The 16,238-nt window shown below is 55.6% G+C and carries 12 protein-coding genes; 11 read left to right on the top strand and 1 reads right to left on the bottom strand.

The window, feature by feature from the left end:
* Nucleotides 1–91 precede the first annotated feature (91 nt).
* The 8 genes from rnz (at nt 92) to ACYVRB_RS01495 (ending at nt 8,966) form a co-directional block, all read left to right on the top strand.
* A complete protein-coding gene (gene rnz, locus ACYVRB_RS01530) occupies nt 92–1,042 on the top strand; it encodes a ribonuclease Z (protein ID WP_461213126.1) in 951 nt (316 codons plus the stop codon).
* Complete coding sequence (locus ACYVRB_RS01525) at nt 1,029–1,814, top strand: SDR family NAD(P)-dependent oxidoreductase (RefSeq protein WP_461213125.1); 786 nt, start codon at nt 1,029–1,031, stop codon at nt 1,812–1,814. The genes rnz and ACYVRB_RS01525 overlap by 14 nt, the downstream gene beginning before the upstream one ends.
* Nucleotides 1,815–1,831: 17 nt before the next feature.
* Nucleotides 1,832–2,167 (top strand): LapA family protein, encoded by a 336-nt coding sequence (locus ACYVRB_RS01520; protein ID WP_461213123.1) that lies wholly within the window; start codon nt 1,832–1,834, stop codon nt 2,165–2,167.
* A gap of 110 nt (nt 2,168–2,277) precedes the next feature.
* Entirely contained in the window at nt 2,278–4,887 is a 2,610-nt protein-coding gene (clpB, locus tag ACYVRB_RS01515) for an ATP-dependent chaperone ClpB (RefSeq protein WP_461213121.1), read from the top strand.
* A 748-nt stretch (nt 4,888–5,635) separates the two neighbouring features.
* A complete protein-coding gene (gene rpmF, locus ACYVRB_RS01510) occupies nt 5,636–5,818 on the top strand; it encodes a 50S ribosomal protein L32 (RefSeq protein WP_461213120.1) in 183 nt (60 codons plus the stop codon).
* A gap of 101 nt (nt 5,819–5,919) precedes the next feature.
* Nucleotides 5,920–6,474, top strand: coding sequence for a DUF1836 domain-containing protein (locus ACYVRB_RS01505; RefSeq protein ID WP_461213118.1), 555 nt, complete (start codon nt 5,920–5,922; stop codon nt 6,472–6,474).
* A gap of 1 nt (nt 6,475) precedes the next feature.
* Nucleotides 6,476–8,026, top strand: a complete 1,551-nt coding sequence (locus tag ACYVRB_RS01500; protein WP_461213117.1) for a bifunctional metallophosphatase/5'-nucleotidase — start codon at nt 6,476–6,478, stop codon at nt 8,024–8,026.
* Between the two features lie 85 nt (nt 8,027–8,111).
* Complete coding sequence (locus ACYVRB_RS01495; RefSeq protein WP_461213115.1) at nt 8,112–8,966, top strand: hypothetical protein; 855 nt, start codon at nt 8,112–8,114, stop codon at nt 8,964–8,966.
* A 32-nt stretch (nt 8,967–8,998) separates the two neighbouring features.
* Here the strand turns inward: ACYVRB_RS01495 and ACYVRB_RS01490 are convergent, their stop codons facing one another.
* Nucleotides 8,999–9,199 carry a YjzD family protein gene (locus ACYVRB_RS01490; protein WP_461213114.1) on the bottom strand — a complete coding sequence of 67 codons (201 nt, stop codon included), beginning with the start codon at nt 9,197–9,199 and terminating at the stop codon, nt 8,999–9,001.
* An 84-nt stretch (nt 9,200–9,283) separates the two neighbouring features.
* Between ACYVRB_RS01490 and ACYVRB_RS01485 the strand changes: the two genes are divergently transcribed.
* From ACYVRB_RS01485 to pyk, 3 genes are all read left to right on the top strand, one after another.
* Entirely contained in the window at nt 9,284–12,571 is a 3,288-nt protein-coding gene (locus ACYVRB_RS01485; RefSeq protein ID WP_461213113.1) for a DNA polymerase III subunit alpha, read from the top strand.
* A gap of 124 nt (nt 12,572–12,695) precedes the next feature.
* A complete protein-coding gene (gene pfkA / locus ACYVRB_RS01480; protein ID WP_461213233.1) occupies nt 12,696–13,655 on the top strand; it encodes a 6-phosphofructokinase in 960 nt (319 codons plus the stop codon).
* Nucleotides 13,656–13,713: 58 nt separating this feature from the next.
* Nucleotides 13,714–15,477 (top strand): pyruvate kinase, encoded by a 1,764-nt coding sequence (gene pyk, locus ACYVRB_RS01475; RefSeq protein WP_461213111.1) that lies wholly within the window; start codon nt 13,714–13,716, stop codon nt 15,475–15,477.
* Nucleotides 15,478–16,238: the final 761 nt, after the last annotated feature.

The following is a 16,238-nucleotide window of genomic DNA, read 5'->3' as shown; positions in this document are numbered from 1 at the left end:
TGCCCCTTTCATTGCGCCTGAGGGAAGGCGCGACTGCCACGCGGTGTGGTACACTGGATGCAAATGAAATTTATAGAATAGGAAGTACAGCATGGAAATCGAATTCTTAGGCACCGGCGCCGGTTCGCCTTCTAAAACGCGTAATGTGTCGAGTCTGGCGTTGAAGCTGCTCGATGAGCGCAACGAGGTATGGTTGTTCGATTGTGGGGAAGGGACCCAACATCAGATCCTCAAAACCACGATCCGGCCGCGCAAGGTGACCAAGATTTTTATCACACATCTGCATGGCGACCACATCTTTGGACTGCCGGGATTCTTGGCGAGCCGCGCCAATCAAGGCGGCGAAGCGCCGCTGACGATCTACGGCCCTGAAGGCATCGAGCGCTTCGTCCGCACGAGCCTGCAGGTGACTCAAACCCGGCTGCCATACAAACTGAACTTCAAGCTGTTGGCCAATCCTGGCTTGGTGTTTGAAGACACGACCTTCAAGGTGACGTTTGACACGCTGGATCATCGCATCCAGAGTTTTGGCTTCCGCATCGAAGAAAAGCCGCACGAAGGCGTGCTGCTGATCGATAAGGTGAAGGCCGCAGGGATTCCGAGCGGGCCGGTATACGGGAAGCTGAAGGCCGGGTTGACCGTGACGCTGGCCGACGGTCGGGTCGTCAATGGGCAAGATTTCATCGGCCCGACCCAACCCGGCCGCACGGTCGCGATCTTAGGCGACACCCGCAAAACCGCCCACACGCTGGAATTGGCCGCAGACGCTGATGCTTTAGTGCACGAAAGCACCTTTGGCCCGGATGAAGCAAAGCTGGCCCACCAGTATTATCACGCGACGAATATCCAGGCGGCCAAGCTCGCCAAAGAGGCCAACGTCCATCAACTGTTGTTGAACCATATCTCCGCACGTTATGTGGGCAAAGGGTCGGCAATGCTGGAAAAGTCTGCGCAAAAGATCTTCGCCAACACGCATGTCGTGCATGATCTGGAAGCCGTTGAGATCCCATTCCACAAGGAGGTCCCTCATGTCGTTAGCTGATCAAGTAGTCGTCGTCACCGGTGGCTCATCGGGGTTGGGCAAAGCCATCGGCCTGGAAGCCGCCAAGCGCGGAGCCACTGTTGTCTTTTTGGCCCGGCGGCGAGAGCTGTTGGGCCAGGCGCAGGCAGAAGCCAGCGCGTATTCCGGCAAGCCTGCGTACGCTTATGCCTTAGACGTCGGGGACCCAACGGCGGTGGAAGCGGTGGTTGGCAAGTTGCAAGCCACTGTCGGCCAAGTCGATGTCTTGGTCAACGCCGCGGGGTTCGGGCATTTTGCCAACGCGTTAGACACGCCGATGCCGCTAGTGGAAGCGATGCTGCGCACCAACGTTTTGGGCACGATGTACATGACCCAGCTGGTCGGCAAGCAGATGATCACGGCCGGCCACGGCCATATCGTCAACATCGCCTCGATGGCAGGCAAAATCGCAACGCCAAAATCGGCGATCTATTCCGCGTCGAAATTTGCGATTGTTGGTTATTCCAACGGCTTGCGGCTCGAGCTACGGCCGTATGGGGTGCGGGTGACGACGGTCAATCCAGGCCCGATCGCCACCGAGTTTTTCAAAGCTGCCGAGGCGCTGGATTACTTCAAGTCGGTTGACGCGATCGCGCTGGATCCACAGAAGCTGGCCAAGCGGATCGTCAACGCGTTCAACCGCCCGGTGCGTGAGATCAACGCGCCTGCGATCATGAGCTTGGCGGCGGCTGGGTATACGTTGTTCCCGCATCTCGGGGATTGGCTGGCTGGTGGGGTCTTTAACCAGAAATAAGGGTTTGGAGGAGACAGATGAAAAATCAACAGCGTTTGATTGTCGGCATCGTGCTGGCGCTAGTCTTGATTATTTTTGCGTTACTCAACGGGCAGGCTGTTACCGTGAACTTCTTCGGGGCGATGGTCCACTGGCCGCTGATCGTGGTCATCGTGGTGGCGGTGTTGATTGGCGCGTTGATCGCTGTGCTGATCACGACCACCAGCAACGCGAAAAACCGCAAGGCCTTGAAGCAGTTGCAGGCCGAAGTCGATGCGCTGCACACAGACGTCGACAAGCAGATCGAAGCAGCGACGGCGCCTTTGAAGGCAGAAAATCAGAAGTTGCAAACGCAGCTTAAGGCTAAAGACTGAGATAAAATCGACCGGGAGACCGGCCGATTTTTACGTTTCTGACCTTTACTGACTATTACGAAATTGTTACAATGATAACGATAAGAAATGTCAAGAAGGGAGCACTCTCCATGAATCCAGATAAGTTCACCCAAGCGGTCACCGAAGCCTTGGCGGCCGCCCAACAGATCGCGCAGGTACGGCACCACCAAGAAATCGATGTGCCGGAAATGTTCAAGGCGATGGTTCAGCCCAATCAATTTGCCAGCCAGGTCTATCAAGAAGCCGGCATCAACCTTGACGGCTTGAACGCCGTCATCGACAAGGCGCTCGATGATGAGCCTGTGGTCGAAGGCGCGACGCAATACGGGCAAAATGCCAGCCAGAGCCTTTATCAGCTGTTTTCTGCCGCAGACCGCGTCCGTGAACAGCTTGGGGACGAATATATCGCCACCGAGGCCGTTTTGCTTGCGTTGTTCGATCAGCAATACTTAGCCATCACCAAGTATCTACTGGATAACGGCTTGACCCAAAAGAAATTGCGCAAGGTCGTCGACAAGCTGCGTGGTGGGGCCAAAGTCACCTCCAAGACGGCAGAAAACAACTACCAAAGCCTGAAAAAATACGGTACTGATCTGGTTCAAGAGGCTCGCAGCGGCAAGATGGATCCGATCATCGGCCGCGACGATGAGATCCGCGATGTGATCCGGATCTTGTCGCGCAAAACCAAAAACAACCCAGTGCTGATCGGCGAGCCCGGGGTCGGGAAAACCGCGATCGTCGAAGGCTTGGCGCAACGGATCGTCCGCCAAGACGTGCCGGACAACCTCAAGGATAAGACGATCATCAGCTTGGATATGGGTAGCCTGCTTGCCGGGGCCAAGTACCGCGGCGAGTTTGAAGAACGCTTCAAAGCCGTGCTCAAAGAGGTCCAGCAGGCGGAAGGCCAGATCATCTTGTTCATCGACGAGATCCACACCATCGTCGGCGCCGGCAAGGCCGAAGGGGCGATGGACGCCGGCAACTTGCTCAAGCCCATGTTGGCACGCGGCGAGTTGCACCTGATCGGGGCGACCACCTTAGACGAGTACCGAGAAAACATCGAAAAAGACAAGGCCTTGGAACGCCGCTTCCAGCGAGTGTTGGTCCAAGAGCCAAGCGTCGAAGACACCATCTCGATCTTGCGGGGGCTCAAAGAGCGCTTCGAGATCTTCCACGGCGTTCGGATCCACGACGCGGCCTTGGTCGCCGCGGCGACGCTGGCGGATCGCTACATCACCGATCGCTTCTTGCCCGACAAGGCGATCGACCTGGTCGATGAAGCCAGCGCCAACATCAACGTCGAGATGAATTCCCGGCCTACAGAACTCGACGTGGCCGAGCGGCGGCAGATGCAGCTGGAAATCGAAGAACAGGCGCTGACCAAAGAAACCGATGCGGCTTCGCAAAAACGCCTCGAGCAACTGCGGCACGAACTGGCAGATCTCAAAGAGGAAACCAACCGGCTCAAGGCTCAGTGGGACGCGGAAAAGAAAGACATCAACGCCGTCAACGACAAGAAGGCTGAAATCGACAAGGCCAAACACGAGCTGGAAGACGCCCAGGCCAAATACGACCTTGAAACTGCTGCGCGCCTGCAACACGGTACCATCCCGCAACTGCAACAAGAGCTTGCGGATATGGAAAAGGCGGACCGCCCGGATGAATGGCTGGTGCAAGAATCGGTCACGGAAAATGAAATCGCCGCTGTGATTTCGCGGCAAACCGGGGTGCCGGTCGCCAAGCTGGTGCAAGGCGATCGCCAGAAGCTGATGCACCTGGCAGACAATCTTCACAAGCGGGTCGTCGGCCAAGACGAAGCGGTGACCTCGGTCGCAGATGCGGTGCTGCGCTCTCGCGCGGGGTTGCAAGACCCGAGCCGGCCGCTGGGGAGCTTCTTGTTCCTCGGCCCGACCGGGGTCGGTAAAACCGAGCTGGCCAAGACGCTGGCGGATGCGTTGTTTGATTCAGAAAAGCACATGGTCCGCATCGATATGTCTGAATACATGGATAAGATCAGCGTTTCGCGGCTGGTTGGTGCCGCACCTGGGTATGTTGGGTATGAAGAAGGCGGACAGCTGACCGAAGCCGTCCGGCGCAATCCCTACACGATCGTGTTGCTCGACGAAATCGAAAAAGCCCATCCAGACGTGTTCAACATTTTGTTGCAGGTCTTAGACGACGGCCGGTTGACCGACAGCCAAGGGCGCACCGTGAACTTCAAAAACACGATCATCATCATGACCTCCAACCTCGGTTCGGAAGCCTTGCTCGACGGGATGGCGCAAGACGGCACGATTTCAGACGAGCGCCGGGCGCAAGTGATGAAGCTGGTCCAAGGCCACTTCAAGCCAGAGTTCTTGAACCGGATCGATGACATCATCATGTTCAACCCGCTGCGGTTGCAAGATATCGAAAAGATCGTGATGAAGGATCTAGAGCACCTCAATAAGCGCTTGCAACAACAAGACATCACGCTAGACGTGACGCCGGCGGCCGAAGAGTGGCTGGCAGACAAAGGCTACGAACCCGCCTACGGGGCGCGGCCGTTGCAGCGTTTGATCACCAATGCGGTTGAAACGCCGCTGGCCAAGAAGCTGATCGACGGTAGCATCTTGCCGCAAAGCACCGTTTCCTTAGGCGTCGAAGAGGGGAAACTCACCTTCGCCACCAAGGCGCGTGAGGCCCAGCCGGAAGACTGAGCGATCTCCAAAAAATAAGCGTACCGACATCTCGCCCAAGTGGTGGGAGATGTCGGTACGCTTTTTTAGGCACGACAAAGACACGTTTTGAGGTACCAAAACGTGTCTCGGCAGGCCAATTCTTGCCTAGCTCTTCGTTGCTTTTATTCATCTTTATTGGTGGTACGGTTCGATTACCCTGTCCTTGCCGTGGTATGGTCACACAGCTTCATGGCGCGTGCGCTCTGGGTAGTAGGATCCCGGCACGAGGCCGACGAACCCGATCCAGTATGCCCCCAAGGAAGCAAGCGACCCTGCAGTGCCGCTTCAAGGAGACACGATGAATTCGTTATCAAGATAACACGTGTACAATCTAAATGCAAGCGTTTTGACGAAAAAATTTAGATTGGTCTATGTGTCGTCAATGTCGAAATATCTGAATATTTCGGCATAAAAACTCAAATTATATCAAATTGGTTTATAGTCTTGATGGTATTGGTGAATAACAGTAACCACGGCTGATACCGACACGAGCGGAAATCTTGAAGCCCGGCGAAAACAGCGGCCTGCCGAGGCGTGAAGGCGGATCCAGTCACTGTTGGCGGAAATCTTCTGTTAAGGTCTTGCCTTGACGGCCATTTTCTAGTAATATAAGGGTTGCTGTGATAGTCTATTGATTATCCAATGCGCCGGATGCAGATTTGCCTTGCATTTTCTGAATTGTCCGGTATAGTAGAAAAGAAATCTAATACAAAGGGGTTTTCCGCTCATGGCAGTTCCAGCACGCAGAACTTCAAAGACCAAAAAGCGTATGCGCCGTGGCCACATCAAGTTGAATGTGCCTAATTTGCAATTTGATGCAACGACCGGCGAATATCGCGTTTCTCATCACGTATCACCTAAGGGTTACTACAAAGGTGCCCAAGTGATCAAGAAAGACACGAACGCTTAGTCAAAAATACCAGCCCGACGGTTGGTATTTTTTTGTGCAATTGGACAATCTGGTTTTATGTACCAGCTAACATGGTATACTGGGTACAGGAGATGATCAATATGGCAACACAAGCAGCATTTGAGACTTATCTGGCCAAGTTGCAACAGGCCAATCTACCGCGGTGGACGGACCTGCCGCAATTTGATCTGTATATGGATCAAGTCGTCCAGTTCGTCAACGAGATCGTGACGCCTTTGGGCCTGGATCCGTTGACGGCGACGATGGTGAACAACTATGTCAAAAAAGGCGTGATTTCGGCGCCGCTGAAGAAGAAGTATCACCGCGGCCAGTTGGCCAATATTTTGGTGATCGCGATCTTGAAGCCGGTGTTTAACCTCGACACGATCGCGGCAGGGATCAAGTATCAGCTGATCGATCGCCAACCCGCCCAGGCCTTTGACGCGTTTATTTTGGCGTTCATCGGGGCCGTGCAACAGGCCAATTCTGATTTTACCGGGGAAGTCACGATCAACCGGGTCAACAAGGAAGACACGACCAACATCCAAAGCGCGATGGTGGGTTTGGCGATCAACGCGGTGTTGGAGAAGTTGTTGGTGGAAAGCATGGTGGCGACGGTCGCACCGGCACCGACAGTGAAGAAAAAGAAGGCATAACATGCAACTGACCATTCTGTCGACAAGTGATACGCACGGGTATGTGTTACCGACGAATTACGCGACGCGCGCTCAACACCAACCGTATGGGTTGAGCCGCGCGGCGACGGTGGTTGGCCAGTTGCAGGCCGCATCAGAAGCGGCGCTTGTACTCGATAACGGCGACTGGTTGCAAGGGTCGCCGTTGGCGTATTACGCCGCCCGCGTTGCCAAAGACCCGCAAGTGTTGACTGCGGCGTATGCACCGATCGGCTATGATGCCGGCGTGTTGGGCAACCATGAGTTTAATTACGGACTGCCATATTTGCGCCAGGCACTGGCACAGCTGAATTATCCAACGCTGTGTGCGAACATTTTGCATGCTGGGCAGCCGGCGTTCGGGCGGGCCTATCAGATTTTCGTCAAAAACGGGGTCCGCATCGCGGTGCTCGGGTTGACGACGACGTTCATTCCACATTGGGAGCTCCCGGCAAATATCGCCGGTCTGCAGTTTGTCGACGCGGTTGCGTGTGCGAAAGAATGGGTGCCGCGCCTGCAGGCCCAAGCGGATGTCGTCGTGGTGGCCTATCACGGCGGGTTCGAGCGGGCGCTTGAAACTGGGCGGCCGACAGAAAAGCTCACCGGTGAAAACGAGGGCTACGCCTTGACCCAGATCCCAGGCGTCGACGCCTTGATCACCGGCCATCAACACCGCGAACTGGCAGGCGTCGTCAACGGGGTGCCAGTGACGCAACCCGGCCAGCGCGGGAGCAATGTGGGCGTCATCACGCTACAGTTGCAACAACAGGCCAATGGCTGGCAGGTCGCAGGCGGGACGGCACGGTTGGCGCCAACGGGTTCGGCAAACAGTGCACCGGCGATCGTCAGCACGCTTGCGACGACCCAGCAGCAAGTCGAATCCTGGCTGGATTCGCCGCTGGGTCATGTTGTCGGCGACATGCGGATTACCGACGCGTTTGCCGCGCGGGTGCAGGAGACGCCGTATGTCGAGTTTGTCAACCGCGTGCAGATGGCGGCGGTGGGGACGGATATCGCCGCCACGGCGCTGTTTAGCAACGAAGGGCAAGGTTTTGGCGCCACCATCACCATGCGCGATGTGGTGACTAACTATGTGTATCCCAACACGGTGGTGCGTATGCAAGTCAGCGGGGCTGATCTGCGTGCCGCGCTGGAACAAAGCGCCAAGTACTTCAGCCTCGACCAGGATGGCAAGCTGATCGTCACGCCGCGCTTCATTCGGCCTAAGCCGCAACATTATAACTACGACATGTATCAAGGCCTCGATTACACGCTGGATATCACCCAGCCTGTCGGCGCGCGCGTCACCAAGCTGACTTATCATGGCCAACCGGTGCAGTCCGCGGCCACGTACCAGATCGCGCTGAATCAGTATCGCGCCAGCGGTGGTGGCAACTATCGCATGTTTGATCCCAGCAAGATCGTCTTCGAGAATCAAACCGACATGACGGAACTGATCGCCGAGTGGTTGCGCAAGCATCCCGAGCTGAAGGCGACTGTCGATCATAATTATCACGTGCTGCCGAAAATGTGACAACGAGTCACATTGGGGTTGTATTCGGTTTTGACGCGCTGTATTCTTGAGTTCAGACTTTACGATAAAGGGTGAAACAATTCTAATGAAGAAAATCTTCTCAGTTGCCCTCGGCCTGCTGGCGGTCATCAGCCTCAGTGCCTGTGGCAAACAACTTTCAACGTCCAAAACGACATACAAAGCGACTGGCATGGTCGCAGTGATCAAAGGCGATGCCAACGGCCATCAGCGCGTGCATTATGACGCGCCGACAGCCACCGGCTCCGCTAAGGTCAATTCCGGCAAGTTCGTGATCACCGTGCCAATGAGCACGAAGGCGCAAACCGTCAAGCTGAGCGCTGACAGCCAAAAACGGCAGGTGACCGTCAAGAAGGCGGAGCCGATCAGCTCGTATCAACAGTTTGCCAAGACCTTCAACCAGGCGGTCGTCGCCACCGCTTTGCCGGCTTCTGTGCAGAAACAGCTGCAACAAGCCGCCACAAAGAAGGCGCCGACTGCAGCTGCCGTTGCCAGCATGCCGCCTGCCCAACAAGCGGCCTACGCCAAGCAACAACAGGCACTACAAGCTGAAATGGTGAAGGCCCAATCCGCCACCAAAGACCGGCAGTTGCCGACCACGATCTCCGGACTCAAGCAGGCCTTAGCCACCGATGGCGGTAAGGTGCGGGTGAACGTCCAAAACGGGCAGCTGATCAGCGCCACCGACGTGGTCAGCGTCAAGGCGCTGAAGACCAAGTCCGGCAAGGCGGCCTTTGGGACCCAGTTCGGGTTGTTGGTCAACGCCACCGGCGCCGATGCCAAAAAAGTCGGCAACGCCTTTTCCAAGCAGGTCAAAGACGCCAAAAGCGGCTCGACCACGACTAAAACCATCCGCGATCACGGGGTGAAGTTCAATCTCGGGTTGTCGGCCGATCATCTCTACATCTACATGACAAAATAGGTCAAAAAAAAATCGCCAACCGGCGATTTTTTTTATACTTCACGTTGTTTAGGGGTTTCTGCAGGTGTCGAAGCCTTGAAGATCGGTGGTAAAACCCACAAGATTACGACAAAGATCGCAGAAACGATCAGGCTAAGCGTTGGGTTGTAGGGCGCGTTGTTCAACGCACCGATCAAAAAGCCAATGACTTGGCCGAGGATGAGTCCCCAGAAAATGGTTACGATATAGCGCATAGGATCCCTCTTTTCTTACCTCATCTTATCACCGTCGCAAGAGATTGCCAACATTTTCGGGTATAATTAAATCGAGGTGAAACCATGACGTTCACACACTTACAAGTGCAAAGCAGTTATTCATTATTACAGAGTCCGCTGACGATCCAAGCGCTCGTTGCCACCGCCAAGGCGCGGGGGTATTCGGCGATCGCCTTGACAGATACCAACGTGATGTACGGGGTGGTGGACTTTTACAGGCAGGCCCAAGCGGCAGGGATCAAACCGCTGCTGGGGTTGAAGATCGTGGTCCCAGACGCCACCTTGCTCGCCATTGCAGAAACCACCGCCGGCTATCATCAGCTCTTGAAGGTCAGCTCGGCCATCAAGCTGGCGGCGACGCCACCACGGCTGGCGGCCTTGCCGGCGTTTGACGGGATCGCGGTGATCGTGCCTGGGGCATATTTGTTGAGCACCGCGTTCAAAGACACCTGGCAAAGCGCAGACGACTTGCTGGCGGCGGTGAGAAGCAAACAGCCCGCCAGCCTGGCGTTGGGGCTGACGGCCGAAGAACTTGGCGGCGAGCTGCCAAACTTTGCCGCCGCGCGGGACTTGCCGCTGATGGCGCTTGGGGATGTTGCCTATCAAGAGCCTAACGACGCCTTTTCGCGCAAGGTCATGCAAACCATCGCCGCCGGCACCCAGCTGAACCTGCGGGATCCGACACTGATGGACCCCGGTCCCCAGTGGTTGACGCCACCGGCTGTCGCCGCCAAGCCATTCTTGGAGGCCGGCTTGACCGCCGCGGTCGCCAACACCACCGCGCTGGCAAAGCGCGCGAATGTGACCATCGAGTTCAAGCAGCCGCAGCTGCCGCATTACGCGACGCCTGACGGGCAGCCCGCCGCGGCCTATCTCAAGCAGCTCGCGTTTGCCGGGTTGAAGCGCCGGTTCAAAGACGAGCCGGTGCCAGCTGACTATACCAAGCGCCTGGATTATGAGCTTGGCGTTATCAGCCAAATGGGGTTTGATGATTATTTTCTGGTCGTGTGGGATGTGATGAATCACGCCCATGAAGTCGGCATCATGACCGGTCCCGGGCGGGGGTCTGCGGCTGGGGCGCTAGTTGCCTACGCGTTGGCGATCACCGAGGTCGACCCGATCGCTTACCATCTATTGTTTGAACGGTTCTTGAACCCCAACCGGGCGAACATGCCGGATATCGACTTGGATATTCCTGACAACCGTCGCGGCGAGCTGATCCAATATGTGCACGAGCGCTACGGGGATGACCACATGGCGCAGATCATCACCTTTGGGACATTCGGGGCCAAGCAGGCCTTGCGCGATGTCTGCCGGGTGTTTGGCCTCAGCCAATTTGAAAGCAACAAGTGGAGCGCGGCGATCCCCAAGGTGTTTCATATCGATCTGCAAACCGCCTACGAGAAATCCCAGCCGTTGAAAAACCTGGTGGGGGACTCGGAGCAGAATCAGACGCTTTTTGCCACCGCCTTGAAACTTGAAGGCCTGCCGCGCCATGATTCGACGCACGCTGCCGGGATCGTGTTGGCCCAAGAGCCGCTGACCGATACGGTTGCGTTGCAAACCGGCGGGGATGGCATCGCCCAGACGCAGGTGCCGATGGGCGACGTTGAGGCCCTGGGGTTGTTGAAGATGGACTTCTTAGGGCTGCGCAACCTGAACATCTTGGCGACGGCGAGCTATTGGGTGCAACGGCAAACCGGCAAGCCGTTTGCGCCCAAGGCGATCCCGCTGGACGACCAAAAGACGCTGGCGCTGTTTGCCCGCGGCGACACGAACGGGGTCTTCCAGTTTGAATCCAGCGGCATCAGGCGGGTCTTGCGGCAGTTGCAGCCGACGGCGTTTGAAGACGTCGTGGCCGTCAACGCCTTGTACCGGCCGGGACCGATGGAAAACATCGATCACTTCATCGCCCGCAAGCACGGCAAAGAGCCGATCACCTATCCGGCAGAGGCGCTGGCGCCGATCTTGGCGCCGACCTATGGCGTCTTGGTATATCAAGAGCAGGTCATGCAAGTCGCCAGCGCGATGGGCGGCTTCTCGCTTGGCGAAGCTGACCTGTTGCGGCGGGCGATGAGTAAGAAAAAAGCCGCCGTCTTGGCCGAAGAGCGCGCCAAGTTTATCGCCGGGGCCAAGGCCAAGGGGTATTCGCAAGACGTCGCAGAAACTGTCTATGCGTATATCGACCGGTTTGCCAACTACGGGTTCAACCGTAGCCATGCGGTGGCCTATAGCATGATCGCCTTTTGGCTGGCGTATCTGAAGTGTCATTTTCCCGCGGCGTTTTTTGCAGCCCTCATGAATTCGTCGTTGAGCAATCAAGAAAAGCTGCGGGTGTATGTGCAAGAACTCAAGCAGCGTAAGTTGCCGCTGTTGGGGCCAGACGTCAACCAAAGCGCGCGGTATTTCACCTTGGAACAAGGCGGGATCCGCTTCGGGTTGGCGACGATCAAAGGGGTGCGGCGCGATTTTGTCGATGCCGTGCTCGCTGCGCGCAAAAACGGCCCGTTCAAAGATCTCCGCGATTTCTTGCAGCGGCTGGATCCCAAGTGGTTGAAAGTCGAGACGCTGACGCCGTTGGTGTATGCCGGCGTGTTTGACCGCTTCTCAGATAACCGGGCGGCGACTTTGGCGAACCTCGGGGAGCTGATTGAAAGCATCAAGCTGGCAGGCAACGACGTCACGCTGTTTGCGGTGTTGGCGCCGAAACCGACAGTGGTGCCGGAGATGCCAGCCATCGAACGCCTGGATCAAGAAGCCGCGGTACTCGGCGTGTATCTCAGCGGGCATCCGGTCGATCGCTACGTGACGGCGTTGGCACCGTATCAAGCGGTGACGACCGCCGCGGAGTTGCAGGCGGACACGACGGTGACGGTGGTGTTGGTGATCCGCCGCATCAAGCGGATCCGCACCAAAAAAGGGCAGGAGATGGCTTTCATCGACGGCCAAGACGCCACCGGTAGCGTCAGCGTCACCGTTTTTCCCCGGGTGTATCCGGTCATGCGCGACTTTGAAGCCGGGCAGGTCGTGGTGGTGACAGGCAAAGTCGAGGCCAAAGACGGCCTGCAGATCTTGGCGAATCGACTGGAGCTGGGGGATGCGGCCTTGGCCAAGTTGCCACAAGCCAAACTGTTTGTGCAGCTGCCTGCGGATTTTGACCCAACCAGTCAGGCGGCTTTGCTGAAAACGCTAACGTCATTTTCCGGACCTGTACCAGTCATCACCGTGGTGGCGGCAACCCGTGAAACCACGCTGTTGGCAAAACGTTATTGGGTCCAGCCCAGTTCGGCCTTGGAGCACGCGCTGTCGGAACTGGTCGGTGATGCCAATGTGGTTCTGCAGCAACGATGATAAACTAATGAAAATCGCGAAAAAAGATTGAAATTTCGCGACATGATTTCTGAAAAGTGGTAAACTTATGGAGTATTTGAGATCGAGTCGCTGATCTTAATAAGATTACGCATGAGGTGAAATGATGAAACGCATTGGGATTTTGACCAGTGGCGGCGACGCCCCTGGTATGAACGCCGCTGTTCGTGCCGTGGCGCGTAAAGCCATGCACGAAGGTTTGGAAGTCTACGGGATCAACTACGGTTATGCCGGCTTAGTTGCAGGGGACATCTTCAAGATGGACCTGCACTCAGTTGGGGATAAGATCCAGCGCGGCGGAACCATGCTTTACTCCGCTCGCTACCCAGAATTCGCCCAAGAAGAAGGCCAGCTCAAAGGGATCGAACAGCTCAACAAGTTCGGTATTGAAGCGCTGGTCGTCATCGGTGGCGACGGTTCCTACCATGGTGCTTTGCGGTTAACTGAACATGGCTATAACGCCATCGGTTTGCCAGGGACGATCGACAACGATATCCCTTACACCGACTTCACGATCGGTTTTGACACCAGTGTCAACACGGTTGTGGAAGCCATCGACCGCCTTCGCGACACCGCGGCTTCTCACGAACGGACCTTCGTCGTGGAAGTTATGGGTCGTGGCGCCGGCGATATCGCCCTTTGGTCAGGGGTCGCAGGTGGTGCGCAAGACGTCATCATTCCGGAACACAACTTCGATGTGAAGCGCGTTGCGGACAACTTGCGCAAGTCTCGTGAACTCGGCCAAAAGCACGCCATCATTGTGTTGGCCGAAGGCGTGATGCATGCCAGCGAATTTGCTAAGGAACTCTCTGCTTATGGGGACTTCCAACTGCGTTCCACCGTTTTGGGCCACGTTGTTCGTGGCGGTGCACCAACCGCCCGCGACCGCGTTTTGGCTTCCCAAATGGGTGCTTATGCAGTCGAACTCTTGCTTGAAGGCAAGGGTGGTTTAGCTGTTGGCATTCAAAACAACAAGCTGAGCACGCATTCCATGCTCGACTTGTTCGAATCCAAGCATGAAGCTGAGTTGTCACTGTACGACTTAGCTCATGATCTGTCTTTCTAACTTAGTTTAAACTGACGTCCAGTCGTTTAAAAAAATTGTCAAAGGAGCGATTTCTTTTATGAAAAAAACCAAGATCGTTAGCACGCTCGGTCCTGCATCTAACACGACCGATATTATCGTCAAGCTGATCGAAGCGGGGGCTAACGTTTTCCGGTTTAACTTCTCTCATGGTGACCATGAAGAACACCTTGCGCGTTTGAACATGGTTCATGAAGCAGAAAAGATTACTGGCAAGACCGTCGGCATCATGCTCGATACCAAGGGTGCTGAAATTCGGACCACCGTCCAAAAGGGCAACAAGTTCGAACTCCACACCGGTGACGTGATGCGTATTTCGATGGATGATTCCATCGAAGGTACGCCTGAAAAGATTGCCGTAACCTACCCAGGTTTGTACGACGATACTCACGTTGGTGGCCACGTTCTGTTTGATGATGGCTTGATCGATACGTTGATCACCGAAAAAGACGAAGCTAACCGCGAATTGGTTGTTCGTGTTGAAAACGGTGGCTTGCTTGGCTCCCGTAAAGGTGTCAACGCCCCTGGTGTTGGGATCAACTTGCCAGGGATCACCGAAAAGGATGCCAACGACATCCGCTTCGGCCTCGATCATGGGATCAACTTCATCGCTGCATCCTTCGTTCGTAAGCCTCAAGATATCTTGGACATTCGCGAACTGCTCGAAGAAAAGGACGCCTTGAACGTCCAGATCTTCCCTAAGATCGAATCCCAAGAAGGTATCGACAACTTCGATGCTGTTTTGAAGGTTTCTGATGGCTTGATGGTTCCTCGTGGTGACATGGGTGTCGAAATTCCTTTCGAACAAGTGCCGCTCGTTCAAAAGACCATGATCAAGAAGGCTAACGCCGCTGGTAAGCCGGTTATCACCGCTACCCAGATGCTTGATTCCATGCAAGAAAACCCACGCCCAACCCGTGCGGAAGTTTCTGACGTTGCTAACGCCGTTTACGACGGTACCGATGCCACCATGCTTTCTGGCGAATCCGCTAACGGTGACTATCCTGTTGAATCTGTTGCCGCAATGGCACGGATCGACGAATACACCGAAAACGCAATGGAAAACAGCGATACATACGCGCTGAAGTCCTTTGCTAACAAGGAAAACGTCACCGAAGCTGTTGGCCAATCCGTTGCCTACACCGCACGTAACCTTGGTGTTAAGACCATCGTTGCTGCTACGGAATCCGGCTTCACGGCCCGCATGATCTCCAAGTATCGTCCTAAGGCTGATATCTTGGCGATCACCTTCGACGACAAGACTCGTCGTGGTTTGACGGTCAACTGGGGTGTTTATCCTATCGTTGCTGAAAAGCCAGAATCAACCGATGCCATGTTCGAATTGGCTACCAAGAAGGCGCAAGAACTCGGCTTTGCTGAAGAAGGCGACCTGATCTTGATCACCGCCGGCGTGCCGGTTGGCGAAACTGGTACGACCAACGTCATGAAGGCGCAATTGATCGGCTCCAAGCTGGTTGAAGGCTCCGGTGTTGGCGACGAATCCACCGTTGGTAAGGCTGTCTTGGCTTCCGACGCTGACGAAGCGATCGCTAAGATGGCTAAGGGTGATATCCTGGTTGTTAAGACCACGGATAAGGACTACCTGCCAGCAATCGAAAAGGCTGCTGCCTTGGTTGTTGAAAATGGCGGTTTGACCAGCCATGCCGCAGTTGTCGGCATCGCTATGGGGATCCCTGTTGTTGTCGGTGCTACCGGCGCAACTGACGCCATCACCGATGGTCAAGTGATCACCGTTGATTCCCGTCGTGGGATCGTTTACAAGGGCGCTACCAACACCCTGTAATCCGGTTACCATCGAAGAAGCCTACGCGAATGCGTAGGCTTTTTTGGTGTCTCCGGCATTTTGTTGGCGGCCGGGCGCGGGTGAAGGCGACTCCAGCAGGACAAGCTGTCGTGGAGAGGGTGCTCGGCGGAGCTAACTTCGTCTGCGACAAAGTGGATCTCCACCTGCGCTTGGCTGTAAGCGACTCGTCGCCAACAGCCATCTCACCACGTCAGCTCGTCCTGCTTCCGTCGCCTTCACCCACGCCCTGGATTCTGCGTACTAGGAATGAATGCATGATGGTGGGCATTGGTTAGTGTTAGATGCCATTGAGGATAAAAAAGTTGGTATATTGAATGGTCAATCATACGTTAGCGTTGTGAATTGATGTTGGTTTTGAAATGAAGCGGATCTGGTTCCTTTGTGTTCTACCTTTTGTGACCACCAATAGTTCTATGCCATCCTGATGTTTTGCAAATTGCCACAGCGGTCTACCTGGCAAATGGATGCCAGGGTTCGGTGGGTACGGGGCGAGAAGGCTCAGGCGCGTCGTTTCCGTTAGCGGCCTGCCGCTTACGGAAAGGCCAAGGAGATGATCCACTCAGGCTTTGCCTGAGTTAGCACCGACGCCGTGCCCGCACCGGTCCAGCCTTCTCGCCCCGTACCCACCAGACCCGCGCGCTAACACAATCTGACCGGGTTCAAATCGCAAAATCACGAGTCGAGTTAACATAATTCCGGAATTGACTGTTCATTTGACCAATTTTCGGGTAAAGTGGATA

The sequence above is a fragment of the Lacticaseibacillus boliensis genome, from assembly GCF_054784775.1.
The sequence above is the reverse complement of the archived record's forward strand: the minus strand, read 5'-3'. Positions and strand labels throughout refer to the sequence as shown.

Coding starts and splice junctions, on each gene's coding strand:
- ACYVRB_RS01505 (WP_461213118.1), top strand. CDS start 5,920: ATGGCAACACAAGCAGCATTTGAGACTTATCTGGCCAAGTTGCAACAG.
- ACYVRB_RS01525 (WP_461213125.1), top strand. CDS start 1,029: ATGTCGTTAGCTGATCAAGTAGTCGTCGTCACCGGTGGCTCATCGGGG.
- ACYVRB_RS01500 (WP_461213117.1), top strand. CDS start 6,476: ATGCAACTGACCATTCTGTCGACAAGTGATACGCACGGGTATGTGTTA.
- clpB (WP_461213121.1), top strand. CDS start 2,278: ATGAATCCAGATAAGTTCACCCAAGCGGTCACCGAAGCCTTGGCGGCC.
- ACYVRB_RS01490 (WP_461213114.1), bottom strand. CDS start 9,199: ATGCGCTATATCGTAACCATTTTCTGGGGACTCATCCTCGGCCAAGTC.
- ACYVRB_RS01520 (WP_461213123.1), top strand. CDS start 1,832: ATGAAAAATCAACAGCGTTTGATTGTCGGCATCGTGCTGGCGCTAGTC.
- ACYVRB_RS01495 (WP_461213115.1), top strand. CDS start 8,112: ATGAAGAAAATCTTCTCAGTTGCCCTCGGCCTGCTGGCGGTCATCAGC.
- ACYVRB_RS01485 (WP_461213113.1), top strand. CDS start 9,284: ATGACGTTCACACACTTACAAGTGCAAAGCAGTTATTCATTATTACAG.
- pyk (WP_461213111.1), top strand. CDS start 13,714: ATGAAAAAAACCAAGATCGTTAGCACGCTCGGTCCTGCATCTAACACG.
- pfkA (WP_461213233.1), top strand. CDS start 12,696: ATGAAACGCATTGGGATTTTGACCAGTGGCGGCGACGCCCCTGGTATG.
- rnz (WP_461213126.1), top strand. CDS start 92: ATGGAAATCGAATTCTTAGGCACCGGCGCCGGTTCGCCTTCTAAAACG.
- rpmF (WP_461213120.1), top strand. CDS start 5,636: ATGGCAGTTCCAGCACGCAGAACTTCAAAGACCAAAAAGCGTATGCGC.